Origin of the sequence: Photorhabdus heterorhabditis (genome assembly GCF_018448905.1) — a bacterium.
Taxonomy (GTDB): Bacteria; Pseudomonadota; Gammaproteobacteria; order Enterobacterales; family Enterobacteriaceae; genus Photorhabdus; species Photorhabdus heterorhabditis.
This window is the reverse complement of record NZ_RCWA01000021.1, coordinates 1-14403: the sequence shown is the minus strand read 5'-3', so window position 1 is coordinate 14403 and position 14403 is coordinate 1. Positions and strand designations below refer to the sequence as shown.

The following is a 14403-nucleotide window of genomic DNA, read 5'->3' as shown; positions in this document are numbered from 1 at the left end:
GAATCAACTATACAATTTGAATCAACTACACAAAACGGTTGTTCAGCCACTCCGCCACAATGGATAATTTTAATATCATTCAACAATAGCAGAAAATCAAATAAATCTGGGAGCAACTATTAAAATTGTATAAATTGGCAAAGAATAACTCAGCAAAAACATTAGAAATTCTTATCTAAATGAGGTTATCGTAAAAAGCCCAACCAGCAGAGCAGTCACTGCATACTTTTGAAATTTACTCAGTTTTTTTACTGACGGACAATTTACTAACGGACAATAGTGAACAGATGCTATCCAACATCACTTGCCCCTTTTCCTGCGGTAATTGAGCATCTACCGGTAAGTACCACCAATTGGACTGAGCAAAATTAAAACACTTAACTGCATCTTTTTCCGTCATGAGTAAATTCTGGTTTGCATCAGCCAGATGGTTCAATTGATCTTTGGTGTACATTTGATGATCGGCAAACGCACACTCTTTTTGTAAGTCAGCACCTAACTGTTGCAGAGTAGCAAAAAACCGTGGCGGATGCCCAATTCCGGCCATAGCAACAACATCAGGTATAAGGTTCACCATTCGCTTTTCACCACTAACCATATTCACCGCCAGCCCACCAGCTAATGTCATGGATAATTCGCCTGACTGAGGCGTACCACCATTTGTAATAATGGTATTAACCGTATTCAATCGCCCAGATAATTCACGCATCGGACCAGCCGGCAGCCACCAACCATTACCAAAGCGGCGCACACCATCAATCACAGCGATTTCAAAATCCCGTTGCAAAGCATAGTGCTGTAAACCATCATCAGTAACGATGATATCCAGTGGTGTACTTGCCAATAATGCTTTTACTGCTTCAACCCGCCTTGGAGCAACCGCCACAGGTGAACCAGTACGACGATGAATCAGCACAGGTTCATCACCTGCTTGAGCCGTTGTGATATTTTCAGTCACCAGCAAAGGGTAATTTTCTGCTTTACCACCATAACCGCGAGAAACAACACCAACCCGATAGCCTTTTTTCTGTAACTGTTCCACCAGCCAGATAACTACCGGAGTTTTACCATTACCTCCGGCAGTCAAATTACCCACGACCACAACAGGTACAGGCGCTTTCCAAGACTTACTCAGCCCAATTTTATAACTCAACCGCCGTAATCCACTTATCAGCCCATAAAGGGCTGAAAAAGGTAACAACAGCAAATAAAGCCATGAGCGGCCTGACCATATGCGCTCAATCATTGCCCAAATTGCATCCGATGTAGTTGTGAGTAAACGCCATTTTTCTCCAGCAGAGAGAGATGATTACCTCGTTCAACAATATGCCCATCTTCAATAACCAGAATTTCATCGGCTTTCTCAATGGTTGACAGACGATGTGCAATCACCAGTGAAGTTCTATTCTTCTGCAATTCATCCAATGCCGCCTGAATTGCCCGCTCGGATTCAGTATCCAGTGCCGAAGTTGCCTCATCAAGAATAAGAACCGGAGAATCACGCAATAAAGCACGCGCGATAGCAATACGTTGACGCTGACCACCAGAAAGCAACACCCCATTTTCACCAATCATGGTATCCAGGCCGTTATCCAGTTTCCTGATAAAATCCATTGCATAAGCCATTTCAGCCGCCCGCTCAATCTCTTCACGGCTATATTGGTTTTCACTGGCATAAGCAATATTGTTCGCTACCGTGTCATTAAACAAATGCACATTCTGCGATACCAGAGCAACCTGTCCGCGCAAAGAAGAAAGCGTATATTCCCGTAAATCATGGTCATCAAGCAGAATACTGCCTTCATTGACATCATAAAAACGAGTCAGCAAATTCGCTATTGTGGATTTACCCGAGCCAGAGCGCCCAACTAAAGCAACAATTTTTCCAGCCGGAATATGTATAGAAATGTTTTGTAACGCTGGCAGTTCTTTAGTCGGGTAACAGAAAGTCACATTACGGAATTCAATATTACCGTCCGCTTTTTTAAGCTCCAATTTGCCTTCATCTTTTTCCTGCTCCATATCCAGAATAGCAAACAGAGTCTGACAGGCCGCCATGCCACGCTGGAATTGTGCGTTAACATTAGTCAAAGATTTTAACGGACGCATCAACGCAATCATTGATGAGAATACCACGGTAATTTTACCCGCAGTCAGTGTATCCATAATCTCCGGAAAACTTGCTGCATACAGGACGAAAGCCAAAGCAAATGAAGCAATAAGCTGAATAATGGGATCAGAAATCGATGAAGCAGAAACCATCTTCATGCCTTGCTGACGCATATTGTTACTGACTTTATTAAAGCGTTCGGTTTCTACTTTTTGCCCACCGAAAATCAACACTTCTTTGTGCCCTTTCAGCATCTGCTCAGCACTGGCAGTCACTTGTCCCATGCTGTTCTGCATATTTTTACTGATATTGCGAAACCGCTTTGATACCGAGCGAATAACCAATGAGACTATCGGCGCAATCACAATCAGGATCAGAGATAATTGCCAGCTATAGTAAAACATCAAAATAAACAGACCGATAATTGATGCCCCTTCCCTAACCACGGTAATTAATGCACTAGAAGAGGAAGAAGCCACCTGCTCAGAATCGTAAGTAATACGGGAAAGCAGAGTGCCAGTGGATTGCTGATCAAAAAATGATACCGGCATCCCCATCATATGACCAAACAGACGACGGCGCATCTGCATCACCACTTTACCGGAGACCCAAGAGATACAATAACTTGATACAAACCCGGATAGCCCACGCATAACCATCAGAGCAATCACGATCAGCGGCATCCATTTCAGTACATCAGTGCTTGCTTTGCCGAAACCTTCATCCAGTAAAGGCTTAAGCAATGAAAGCATTAATGTATCACCGGCAGCATTAATAATTAGTGCAACCGCAGCAACTATCAGCCCAATCCTAAACGGAGAAATGATTGGCCATAGTCGGCGAAACGTCTGCCAGGTAGAAAGGTCTTTATCATTCATTATTGAGTTACCAACACCAAAAGAAATAGCAGGTTATTCTACTCATGATCGCCTCGAATACCAAACCACTGATGATACCAGCGTGACATAATTTGTTGTCTGTATCCGATAATCTCAACGTGATCGCTGTAAAAACAACCGGTTATCTGCCCGGATACTGAGGTACTACGCCATTCCACCCCGGCTTTGCGATAACGTCGTTGTACCTTAATCGACGGAAGCCGCCATGGGCTATAACGTGCGACAGAAGCAAATGCATATTGTGGAGCAACCGTGTGAATAAAGGCAGCTGTAGATGAGGTATTACTACCATGATGTGGAACCTGCAATATTGTCGATCTTAAATTGTCTTTTTCTATTCCCAGTAGCTTATATTCCGCCTGTTTTTCCAGATCCCCGGTCAGCAACACGCTATGTTTACCATCTTCTACACGAATGACACAGGATTCATTATTACCCGCATTCACTACCCTTTCTGGCGGCCATAATACCCGGAAGCTCAATCCTTGCCATTGCCACTGTTCACCGCGTATACAGGGAAGATGTTTATTGTCGGTTAAAGGACTTCTGACAGCAATATCAGGATATTTCCGTTGTAAGAATTCCAACCCACCGGTATGGTCCAGATGATTATGACTAATAATAATTTGCTCCAGCGTTAATCTGTGCCAGCGCAAATAAGGAATTATCATTCTCTCAGCCACACTGCCCGTTTCCCAGCGATTACCGGTATCAAAAATCAACGCCTTGCCATCTTTCTCAATGAGAACAGCAAGCCCATGCCCAACATCCAGCATAGAAAATCGCCACAGATATTCTTCATTACGCCTCAAATAACAGAGCATGACACCTAAAAAAATGCCAATCAGTAACTTATATGATTGCCACCAAGCGAATCGCCAGATAATAACGACAAACCAGCCAATAAACGTTATCAAGATGGGAAAACCACCCGTTTCACTCCATGACTGTTGCAAAACAGGCAAAGGGATCAAAGAGAAAGTCACAGAATAATCAACCAATTGCCATAGTAAAGCGTGAATAAAAGGACAAAAAGCGCTGATTAATGCCAACATGATCAACGGAACAGTAATAAAAGAGATGATTGGCACTGCCCAGAAATTAGCAAATAGAGCGGAAAAATTAACGCCATGAAACAATAATAGTTGGAGGGGAATAAGCATCAACATCATGCCCATTTGCATATATAACCCACGCAGCCACAACCATTTCCAACCATAACGAAATGGTTCAACCAACGGTGCCCAGCGAAACCAGAACATTAGCGCCATCACGGCAAAGAAAGAGAGCCAAAAGCTGTCAGAAAGCACGGTCAGAGGATCAAATAACAGAATAATTGCAGCAGTCCACAATGCCCATTGCCAAGGGAAACACAGAATATTTCTATAACGTAAATAAAGCCAAAGTGTCAAACCCAGTAAGGCGCGAATAGCCGGAATACCCCAACCCGATAGCCATACATAAATCATTGCGACTATCCAGCCAGAGATCAGTGGGAATCTGTGCCCTATCCAATGGATAGGAAAAAAGAGTTGCAAGAATCTTGCCATCCACCAACCAAACATACTGGCAACAGTAATATGTAACCCTGAAATCGCCATAAGATGCGCCGTGCCTGTTTGCTGTAATAATAAATTATTCTCCTTGCTCAACCATTGACGCTCACCAAAGGCTAATGCCATTGCAATGCCACTATGTTTTAACTCACGAATAGCCGGCGCAATATTACTGACCAATTGCTGGCGTAAATTACATTTTTCATCAATTAATTCAGCATGGATCACTTTTCCTGTCAGAGGTTGACGAATAGCCAATGCTCTACGCTGACTATCATAACCACCTTGATTTAGCTGGCTATGAACAGGTCGTAATTTCATGTTTAACTGCCATTTTTGACCAGCACACAAAGTGTCAGAGGGAAAATCCCAATAAGCAGAGACATACAGCGGCGGAAAAATAATTTTATCTTCCGTTTTAATCAGGCGAAGAAGAACTTTGTTTTTTCCCTCATCACCCAACGACAAGCTTTCAATAATAGCCTGCGATATATGTCCTCTCTCACTAAGATAGATTATTTGTTCAAGCAGATGATTTCCCTGCCAACACCCTAGCAGAAATGCCAGCAATGAAATTGAGATCATCCGGCAAATACAAAATGGCAAAAATAAACAGAATAGAGCCAATAACAAAAATGTAATAATTTGCCATTTCTGGGGTAATTCAGGCAAAAAAAGCAAGGGTATAATACCGATAATAATTGCTATCGCAGCCTGATTAACGCTGATTACCGGAATCGGTTGCTTCCAATTTATCGTTATCCTGTTTATCAAAACTGAAAGCCACATCCTTATTCATCCTTACCCTTTTATTTTCGCAACAGAGTATTCCTTATCTTTTCCAAAGCAGCCATAAGCACCTAAAGAATTATCAAACACCTTCACAAATTAATTTTATATTAAGAAAAATTTCAAAAACTAATGCGAGCCGCTTCGCAAAATATTTTTTACGTGAATTTCAAGTTAGTTATATGATGAGTTTTTTACTGATGCGAGCATATTGTTTTTTATTTTTCTTCTTTATATTCGACAAAAGTATCAAGTAAAATATATCGCGATATCATGCCCGCATTACAGATATACCCTTCATCCTTCAAGCTGCTGCTTTGTTGGCTGCGTTCACTTACCCCAGTCACATCGTTATCTATACTCCTGGGGATGCGTTCTCTTGCCGCCGCGCTGCAAATTGAAATCTATTGGGTATAAAAACGCACAATCTAAACCATAAATAATTCACGAAAGAAATCACATTATCTATTTATCATCACAATTGAATATTAAATTAACTTCTTTTTGAAATTGTTATTTCCAGATATTATATTAAATTAGTTAAATCAATTGAAATTCACATCTAATTTTTAGAATTAAAATCACATTGATTAAATATTATTACTTAATATAGAATATTGAAAATATTTTCCAGCACGTTCTATGTGGAAAAAATCATCTAAAATCATGTTAGATATAACAAGGTGGTTTTTATGAACAATGAAATAATTGTATCAGATTCTTTACGAGAACATGATCTTACTAAGTTATTTAATAATGAAGCGTTAGCAATTCATATAAAACAGTATGTAGATAGTCATCTTGCAAACAAACTCTCTGATTTTTTTCTCTCCCATAAAAATCTGGAATGTCACCCTCATGACTTGAAAAAAGGAGATGATATTGTTTTAGTTGATTATGGTGTTGATAGAATCGGCGTTTCTTACAACACAACTTTTGGCAAATCCAAAGATAGCGATAGTTATAAAAAATATTTTGATAATGCATTATCCGCAATAAGAGACGTCAGAAATTTCTGTGCCCCATTGCTAGCGCCTTTCGACAAATTCCGTCTAGAGTTGGATGAAGTGTGGTCTGCCGGAGCCAGTATCGCAAATTTTGAAGGTAAAAAGATGCATGCTGGGATTGCCAGGGTTATGAGAAGGCCCGAACGCTCTTTCATGGTTGAAAAACAACCTCATTTTGATGGCCTTCAACAACAATCCATCAATTTACTGGGTCAATTCTCTGTGAATATATACATAAAAACACCGACAAATGGAGGAGAGCTAGAGCTGTGGGATGTCCCTGCTATTCCTATCACCGAATTAATTGAAGACAATCCAGAATATGATTGGCGAGGCTCTCTCCCGCAGTCCATTCTCATAAAACCAGAACAAGGGGATTTAATAATAATAAATACCCGGAAACCTCATGCAATTCGCAGTTTTTCTGACGGGTGTAGAATATCATTGCAAAGCTTTATAGGATTATCACTAAATAAACATCTAATGTTATGGAATTAACTATATGATCGCTGTAATGAGTACATTAGGGACATTTTTTCTTTTAGGTCTGGGAGCTGCGGCTCCCGTTGGTCCTATAAATATAGAAATTATGCGCAGGCACTTGAATATCAGTTGTCTTCATGCAGTGGTTTTTGGTTTAGGTGCTTGTTTTGCTGATATAATTTATTTATTACTTTTAGGATTTGGTATATTACAATTGTTTTCTAATACTATTTTTATGCCTATTTTTGGTTTTTTAGGTGCATTAATGGTAATTTGGTTTGGTATTATCAGCTTTATAAATAGGAAAAATGAAGAAAATATCAATATCATCTCCACTCCCTATCATAGACAGTTTTTTGATGGTGTATTGTTAACACTATTAAATCCCTACAATATTATCTTTTGGTTATCTGTAAGTGCACAACTCAACAATATTACATCAGACAAATACGGTTTAGCTATCGGTGCATCGGGAACAATTATTGGTGTTATTTTTTGGGTTGCATTTATTAACACCATTATATTTTTCTCCAAAAAAATGCTTAATTATCGTGTTATCAAGTTTATTAATTATGCCAGCGGTGTCACTTTGATTATACTTGGGCTATATTTCTTTTCATATTCAATAACATTATTTAATCTGAGATTTTCTTATACATGAGCTTTAAGTAAATCAAAATGCTGACCAAAAAGCTGAACTATTAATAAAAACAGCACCCAAAGGTGCTGTTTGAAATTAAAAATAAGTAATAACTCGTTATCTTCAAACTTAATCGTAGATATTTACGCGATCACGTAACTCTTTACCGGGTTTAAAATGAGGAACGTATTTACCTTCCAATTCCACTTTATCACCCGTTTTAGGGTTACGACCTACACGCGGAGCACGGTAGTGAAGAGAAAAACTGCCGAATCCGCGCACTTCTATCCGCTCACCATCTGCCAAAGTTTCAGCCATATGATCGAGCATTTCTTTCACTGCATCTTCAACGGTCTTGGCCGAAATATGAGATTGCTGACCAGCAAGCCTTTCAATTAATTCAGACTTGGTCATTAGTACCTCCCTAAACTACCGTTTGGATAACACACTAATGTGTTATCCATCGTTATCACTTAAATTATTCGCCTTTAGCTGCTTTGAAAGCTTCAGCCATTGCATTGTTAGCAAAGTTCGCATCTTCTTGTTTGTTCACAGAAGCGATAGCATCTTTTTCGTCAGCTTCGTCTTTAGCGCGAACAGACAGGTTGATTACGCGGTTTTTGCGATCAACACCAGTATATTTAGCTTCAACTGCATCGCCAACGTTCAGAACCAGAGTTGCATCTTCAACACGGTCACGAGAAGCTTCTGATGCACGCAGATAACCTTCAACGCCGTCAGCCAGTTCTACTGTCGCACCTTTAGCATCAACTGCGGTGACTTTACCAGTAACAATAACACCTTTCTTGTTTACAGACAGGTAGTTATTGAATGGATCTTCCGCCAATTGTTTGATGCCCAAAGAGATACGCTCACGCTCTGCATCAACTTGCAGAACAACAGCGGCAATTTCGTCGCCTTTTTTGTATTCACGAACTGCTTCTTCACCGGTAACGTTCCAGGAGATGTCAGACAAGTGAACCAGGCCGTCAATACCGCCATCCAGACCAATGAAGATACCGAAGTCAGTGATAGACTTGATCTTGCCTTCAACGCGGTCATTTTTGTTGTGAGTTTCAGCAAACAGCTGCCATGGGTTAGCTTTACACTGTTTCAGACCCAGGGAGATACGACGACGTTCTTCATCGATATCCAGAACCATAACTTCCACAACATCACCAACGTTAACAACTTTGGATGGGTGGATGTTTTTGTTGGTCCAATCCATTTCTGAAACGTGTACCAGACCTTCAACGCCCTCTTCGATTTCTACGAAGCAGCCGTAATCAGTCAGGTTAGTTACGCGGCCAGTCAGTTTAGTACTTTCTGGGTAACGTTTAGCGATAGCTACCCAAGGATCTTCGCCCAGTTGTTTCAGGCCCAGAGATACACGGGTACGCTCACGGTCGAATTTCAGTACTTTAACTGTGATTTCATCACCCACATTGACGATTTCACTTGGATGTTTAACACGTTTCCAAGCCATATCGGTAATGTGCAGTAAGCCATCAACGCCGCCCAGATCAACGAATGCACCGTAGTCAGTCAGGTTCTTAACGATACCTTTAACTTCCATACCTTCTTGCAGGTTTTCCAGCAGTTGATCACGTTCTGCACTGTTTTCAGATTCGATAACAGCACGACGGGAAACAACTACGTTGTTGCGTTTCTGATCCAGCTTGATGACTTTAAACTCAAGCTCTTTACCTTCCAGGTGAGTAGTATCACGAACTGGACGAACATCAACCAGAGAACCAGGCAGGAATGCACGGATACCGTTCAGTTCGACTGTAAAGCCGCCCTTCACTTTGCCGTTGATAATACCGGTAACTGTTTCTGCGTCTTCGTAAGCTTTTTCCAGCATCAACCATGCTTCATGGCGTTTTGCTTTCTCACGGGACAGTACAGTTTCACCGAAACCATCTTCTACAGCATCCAGTGCAACATCAATTTCATCACCAACCTGGATTTCCAGCTCACCCTGAACATTTTTAAACTGTTCTACAGGAATAGCAGATTCTGATTTCAGACCTGCATCAACCAGTACAACGTCTTTATCGATAGCGACAACTACACCGCGAACAATAGCGCCCGGGCGAGTTTCGATAGATTGCAGGGATTCTTCAAAGAGTTGAGCAAAAGATTCTGTCATGTTAATGGTCTTCAAGAGTTTTAATTTAACGTCCACTTAGCCTCCAGCCGAATGGGGTTGTTTTACATGCCTTGCCACAATTCCCTGTTACAAGGTTGCCTGGTATGCAGAAAATTTTATTAACCTACATACCTAATTTTTAGTACATCACCCTCAATTATAAGCTAAAAACTTAAAATCGCTTAGGTAATGAAAGAATTTTTTTCGCATAACTTAGCGCTTTATCGATAACTTCTTCGATAGACATACTGGTTGAATCCAGTATTAATGCGTCTTCTGCGGGCGCTAATGGTGCAACTGCCCGATTACGGTCACGATAATCACGCTCCTGTATCTCGGACAAAAGACATTCAAAGTTAACACTAAAGCCCTTTTCCTGCAACTGTAGCATACGTCTGCGCGCGCGTTCTTCTGCACTTGCATCAAGAAATATTTTCACTGGCGCATCAGAAAATACAACGGTTCCCATATCACGACCATCAGCAATCAAACCCGGTGCACCCCGAAAAGCACGCTGGCGCCGTAATAACGCTTCACGAACCCGTGGGAAAGCGGCTACCTGCGAAGCGGTATTTCCGACCGTTTCAGTACGGATTTCATTACTGACATCTTCGCCTTCGAGTATCACACTGAGCTTCCCTTTTTCCGGGACAAAGCGTACATCAAGATTAGCAGCCAGAGGAACTAATGCATCTTCGGACCGAATATCCACCTGATGATGAATCGCTGCCAGCGCTAATACCCGATAAATAGCACCGGAATCAAGTAATTGCCAGCCTAAAACTTCTGCCAATGCCTGACATAAAGTTCCTTTACCTGCACCACTTGGCCCATCAACAGTTATCACTGGGGCTATCGCCACCATTATTGTTCTCCTTTAGCATGGCAAATTCACTCTTCGCCGAATGCTGAATCTTACTCAATAAAACAATCAATATCTGTAGCTTATTATACTCACTCAGAGGGTGATCGGAATAAGCACATTCTTGGTTTCGATCAAAGAAATGTGCTTGATTGAGTCATAATCATCGATGATTATGACTTACGCTGACTCAATCTTTCCAATTGATTGAAATAATCAGGGAAAGTTTTTGCTGTACAACCTGGATCGAGAATAGTAACCGGTGTATCAGACAGAGCCACCAATGAGAAGCACATTGCCATCCGGTGATCGTTATAAGTACCAATTTCCGCAGGTAATATTCTTTGTGGTGGTGTGATTCGGATGTAATCTCGCCCTTCTTCTACCTCAGCACCAACTTTACGTAATTCAGTTGCCATTGCATGAAGCCGATCGGTTTCTTTTACCCGCCAGTTGTATATATTGCGAATCACTGTTTCCCCCTGCGCAAATAATGCAGCCGTTGCGATTGTCATTGCCGCATCGGGGATTTCATTCATATCCATATCAACGCCAGTCAATATGCCACGTTCACATTCAATAAAGTCATCACCCCAGCGAATTTTCGCGCCCATTTTTTCCAATACATTGGCAAATTTGGTATCTCCCTGAAGGCTGTATTTACCAATCCCGGTCACGCGCACAGTACCTCCTTTAATTGCTGCTGCCGCCAGAAAATAAGAAGCAGAAGAGGCATCACCTTCAACCAAATAATGACCCGGAGAGCGGTATTTTTGCTGGCCTTTAATATAGAAAACCTGATATTGATCGTGCCCGACGGTAATACCGAAGCTTTTCATTAATGCCAAAGTGATATCAATATAAGGCTTAGAAACCAATTCACCCTGAATATGAATCTCACAATCATTTTCTGCCAATGGTGCGGTCATCAGTAATGCAGTGAGAAACTGGCTGGAAACACCACCATCTACGGTGACTTTACCGCCGATAAAACCGCCTTGAATGTGTAACGGTGGATAATTTTCTTGTTCCAGATAATCAATTTCTGCTCCACCTTGGCGCAAAGCATCGACAAGATGACCAATTGGGCGCTCTTTCATCCGAGGTTCACCGGTAAGAATAATGTTATTCTTGCCAAAGCATAAGGCGGCGGCCAGTGGGCGCATTGCCGTCCCAGCATTACCCAGAAACAGCTCTACCGGCCCTTTACCCGTAATCAATCCACCCATACCGTCAACTTCGCAACGGGTACGATCATCAGACAAACGATAACTAACACCTAGCTCAGTCAATGCATTGAGCATATGGCGGATATCATCACTATCCAACAAGTTAGTCAGACAGGTTGTACCTTCAGCAAAAGCCGCCAGTAATAATGCGCGGTTGGAAACACTTTTTGACCCTGGCAGGTTAATGGTTCCATTAATGGAGGAAATAGGTTGTAGCGTCAGGGATTGCATAAACAACAAGATCTCCGGTTGTTGATTAAATTATTCTATACCCGTTATCTTTCAAGTTGCCTCTTTGTTGGCTGCACTCACTCACCCCAGTCATAGAGTTATCTAGGCTCCCGGGGATTCGCTCCCTTGCCGTCGCGATCCATCTTGAAATCTATTGGGTATATACCTCTATATGTTTGAGGAAATATTGCTAGCACTGAATATTCCGGGAACACATGTTCCCGGTTAAAGTTGACAAATCAACCGTTACGGCGCTCAAAATCAGCCATAAAATCGACCAAAGCCCGAACACCTTCTATCGGCATAGCATTATAAATAGAAGCGCGCATACCGCCGGAAATACGGTGCCCTTTCAGTGCCTGCAATCCTTGTGCATCCGCTTCTGTCAGAAATTTGTTATCCAGTGAAGCATCTGCCGTTTGGAACGGTACATTCATCAGAGAACGATTTTCAGGGGCAATCTGGTTACGATAGAAATCACTGTTATCAATGGCATTATAAAGCAGCTCAGCTTTAGCCTGATTACGTTTTGCCATCTCTTGTAATCCCCCCTGCTCTTTCAGCCACTTAAAGACCAGACCCGAGAGATACCAGGCAAAAGTTGGCGGCGTGTTGAACATGGAATCATTCTTTGCCAAAACAGCATAATCAAGAATGGACGGGATTTCTTGACGGGCTTGACCTAATAAATCTTCACGAACAATAACCAGAGTAAGACCTGCAGGACCAATATTTTTCTGCGCTCCCGCATAAATCATACCGTAACGGCTGACATCCAGTGGTTTGGAAAGTATTGAGGAAGAGTAATCAGCAATAACAACTTTGTTATCATCAAAATCCGGTTCTTGATGAATTTCGATCCCATCAATGGTCTCATTTGGGCAATAATGAACATATGCTGCATCATTACTCAATACCCATTTGCTCATTGGCTTAATGCTTTTCAAGCCATTAATCTCAGTTTTAATATTAATCACATTCGGCGTGCAGTATTTTTCTGCTTCTTTAACGGCACATGCAGCCCAATAACCACCATCAATATAATCAGCTTTAACCTTGTTACCCAGCAGGTTCATTGGGATAGCAGCAAATTGACCGCGGGCACCACCATGGCAAAACAAGACCTTATAGTTTTCAGGGACTGACAATAAATCTCGCAGATCATTTTCTGCTTCTTTTGCCACCGCGACAAACGCCTTCCCACGGTGACTAACCTCCATAATCGAAGTCCCAATGCCCTGCCAGTTGCACAGTTCCTGTTCTGCTCTACGCAATACTTCAACCGGCAGCATAGCGGGACCCGAACTGAAATTATATACCTGATTCATTTACCTCACCTTAATCTGACGAAATAACAATGATTGATAACAATTAAGAATCTGATATATCGGTTGTATCATTCCCATTTCATTGCTGCAATGGTTATTCAAGCGTTGAACAAAACTATTGCAAAAATAGCCAATAAACTTGTTCATTCAGCGCTATCACAGGTGAACTTCTTATTTTTTCTCCTTTTTATTCACCGCCGTTAGGGGGAGGAATAAGTTAAATGGCGAATCGGGTAAAGCAATAAAACCGTGATACTGGTAAAATTGCGCTGCATTATCATCTTTTGCGTCAACAAACAGTGCACAAGACGCAATTTCGGAACGAATGGTTCTCTCAAGAGCATCGGCCAGCAACGCTCCACCTAATCCCTGATTTCTGAATGCCCGATCAACGGCTAACCCCCCCATCCGCACTGCCGGCACTGTTGGGTATCGTGGTAGTTTCTTGATCATGGCCACCGGGAGGTCGGTCAACTGTATACTGGCAGCAGCCAGAGTATAATATCCAGCCACACGGTGATCATGAAGCGCAACAAAACAAGCTGCTACGCGGCGCCTAACATCTTGACCAACCTGTCTCTGAAAGTAACCATCCAGAGGTTCTGAACCACTGTAGAATGAATCACGATCGTGTTCTGCGTTGAGTTGCATAACATTAAACATCATGGAACTCATTCTGATCGTAACAGAGAGCGGCGACGTGCAAATGCACGCTCAAGCGCCGGAGTAGGTTCCGGTGGATTCAGTAACGCCTGCGCAAAACACGTCTGATCAGCCAGAGACAAACGGAGTACCTCTGATTGCTCAATCGCGCGCCGCGCGGCATCTTGTGCAGCAGACACGACAAAATCAGTCATAGTACGTCCCTGAATTTCAGCGGCACGTTTAATCAGGGCATGTAGATCAGGACTCATGCGCGCCTCAAAACGCGCTGTGGAAGTAGCCATAATACACCTCAGGTGACTGCTCCCCGCCGTAAACGGCGAGTCCTCCCACTTCTCAGGCCGCAACCGTCTGTGTGACGGATTTACGCTGGCCTCCATGGGCAGAAACGACGAGTCCCGCCGCCTGTAATTCCTGTATGCCCTTGCGCCGGATGTTGAGCGCCGCATTGATA

At 42.3% G+C, this 14403-nt stretch carries 13 protein-coding genes and 1 pseudogene; 2 read left to right on the top strand and 12 right to left on the bottom strand.

Annotated features, from left to right (window positions below; all coding sequences use genetic code 11):
* Positions 1-235 precede the first annotated feature (235 nt).
* The 4 genes from lpxK to EAE89_RS24015 all read right to left on the bottom strand — a co-directional run bounded on the left by lpxK (position 236) and on the right by EAE89_RS24015 (position 5701).
* A complete protein-coding gene (lpxK, locus tag EAE89_RS13795) occupies positions 236-1246 on the bottom strand; it encodes a tetraacyldisaccharide 4'-kinase (protein ID WP_054479901.1) in 1011 nt (336 codons plus the stop codon).
* Positions 1243-2991, bottom strand: a complete 1749-nt coding sequence (gene msbA / locus EAE89_RS13790; protein ID WP_054479900.1) for a lipid A ABC transporter ATP-binding protein/permease MsbA — start codon at positions 2989-2991, stop codon at positions 1243-1245. Before msbA ends, lpxK begins: the two co-directional genes overlap by 4 nt.
* Before the next feature lie 35 nt (positions 2992-3026).
* On the bottom strand, positions 3027-5354 hold the full coding sequence (locus EAE89_RS13785) for a ComEC family protein (RefSeq protein WP_149616547.1): 2328 nt from the start codon (positions 5352-5354) through the stop codon (positions 3027-3029).
* Between the two features lie 218 nt (positions 5355-5572).
* On the bottom strand, positions 5573-5701 hold the full coding sequence (locus tag EAE89_RS24015; protein ID WP_262499926.1) for a hypothetical protein: 129 nt from the start codon (positions 5699-5701) through the stop codon (positions 5573-5575).
* 345 nt (positions 5702-6046) lie between these two features.
* Here EAE89_RS24015 and EAE89_RS13780 point away from each other — a divergent pair, with 345 nt between their 5' ends.
* Both EAE89_RS13780 and EAE89_RS13775 read left to right on the top strand, forming a co-directional pair.
* Entirely contained in the window at positions 6047-6859 is an 813-nt protein-coding gene (locus EAE89_RS13780) for a 2OG-Fe(II) oxygenase family protein (RefSeq protein WP_054479898.1), read from the top strand.
* Positions 6860-6863: 4 nt separating this feature from the next.
* Positions 6864-7505: a LysE family translocator gene (locus tag EAE89_RS13775; protein WP_054479897.1), complete on the top strand. Its 642-nt coding sequence runs from the start codon at positions 6864-6866 to the stop codon at positions 7503-7505.
* 108 nt (positions 7506-7613) lie between these two features.
* On the opposite strand, the gene ihfB is transcribed toward EAE89_RS13775, so the two are convergent.
* The 8 genes and pseudogenes from ihfB to EAE89_RS13735 all read right to left on the bottom strand — a co-directional run.
* Positions 7614-7898 carry an integration host factor subunit beta gene (gene ihfB, locus EAE89_RS13770; protein WP_036774195.1) on the bottom strand — a complete coding sequence of 95 codons (285 nt, stop codon included), beginning with the start codon at positions 7896-7898 and terminating at the stop codon, positions 7614-7616.
* 64 nt (positions 7899-7962) lie between these two features.
* Positions 7963-9636 carry a 30S ribosomal protein S1 gene (gene rpsA, locus EAE89_RS13765; RefSeq protein ID WP_054479923.1) on the bottom strand — a complete coding sequence of 558 codons (1674 nt, stop codon included), beginning with the start codon at positions 9634-9636 and terminating at the stop codon, positions 7963-7965.
* A gap of 172 nt (positions 9637-9808) precedes the next feature.
* Positions 9809-10501, bottom strand: coding sequence for a (d)CMP kinase (gene cmk, locus EAE89_RS13760; protein ID WP_149616546.1), 693 nt, complete (start codon positions 10499-10501; stop codon positions 9809-9811).
* Positions 10502-10671: 170 nt separating this feature from the next.
* Positions 10672-11958, bottom strand: a complete 1287-nt coding sequence (aroA, locus tag EAE89_RS13755; RefSeq protein ID WP_214086089.1) for a 3-phosphoshikimate 1-carboxyvinyltransferase — start codon at positions 11956-11958, stop codon at positions 10672-10674.
* Positions 11959-12197: 239 nt separating this feature from the next.
* The gene (gene serC, locus EAE89_RS13750; RefSeq protein ID WP_214086062.1) at positions 12198-13286 is read right to left on the bottom strand and encodes a 3-phosphoserine/phosphohydroxythreonine transaminase; all 1089 of its coding nucleotides are present in this window, start codon (positions 13284-13286) and stop codon (positions 12198-12200) included.
* A gap of 171 nt (positions 13287-13457) precedes the next feature.
* On the bottom strand, positions 13458-13949 hold the full coding sequence (locus tag EAE89_RS13745; protein ID WP_214086061.1) for a GNAT family N-acetyltransferase: 492 nt from the start codon (positions 13947-13949) through the stop codon (positions 13458-13460).
* Between the two features lie 8 nt (positions 13950-13957).
* Positions 13958-14233, bottom strand: a complete 276-nt coding sequence (locus EAE89_RS13740) for a type II toxin-antitoxin system TacA family antitoxin (RefSeq protein WP_214086060.1) — start codon at positions 14231-14233, stop codon at positions 13958-13960.
* A 52-nt stretch (positions 14234-14285) separates the two neighbouring features.
* Positions 14286-14403 (bottom strand): annotated as a pseudogene (locus EAE89_RS13735) (RNA-guided endonuclease InsQ/TnpB family protein); the annotation flags it as partial.

Coding starts and splice junctions, on each gene's coding strand:
- EAE89_RS13775 (WP_054479897.1), top strand. CDS start 6,864: ATGATCGCTGTAATGAGTACATTAGGGACATTTTTTCTTTTAGGTCTG.
- EAE89_RS13745 (WP_214086061.1), bottom strand. CDS start 13,949: ATGTTTAATGTTATGCAACTCAACGCAGAACACGATCGTGATTCATTC.
- cmk (WP_149616546.1), bottom strand. CDS start 10,501: ATGGTGGCGATAGCCCCAGTGATAACTGTTGATGGGCCAAGTGGTGCA.
- ihfB (WP_036774195.1), bottom strand. CDS start 7,898: ATGACCAAGTCTGAATTAATTGAAAGGCTTGCTGGTCAGCAATCTCAT.
- EAE89_RS13785 (WP_149616547.1), bottom strand. CDS start 5,354: ATGTGGCTTTCAGTTTTGATAAACAGGATAACGATAAATTGGAAGCAA.
- aroA (WP_214086089.1), bottom strand. CDS start 11,958: ATGCAATCCCTGACGCTACAACCTATTTCCTCCATTAATGGAACCATT.
- rpsA (WP_054479923.1), bottom strand. CDS start 9,636: ATGACAGAATCTTTTGCTCAACTCTTTGAAGAATCCCTGCAATCTATC.
- EAE89_RS13740 (WP_214086060.1), bottom strand. CDS start 14,233: ATGGCTACTTCCACAGCGCGTTTTGAGGCGCGCATGAGTCCTGATCTA.
- serC (WP_214086062.1), bottom strand. CDS start 13,286: ATGAATCAGGTATATAATTTCAGTTCGGGTCCCGCTATGCTGCCGGTT.
- EAE89_RS13780 (WP_054479898.1), top strand. CDS start 6,047: ATGAACAATGAAATAATTGTATCAGATTCTTTACGAGAACATGATCTT.
- lpxK (WP_054479901.1), bottom strand. CDS start 1,246: ATGATTGAGCGCATATGGTCAGGCCGCTCATGGCTTTATTTGCTGTTG.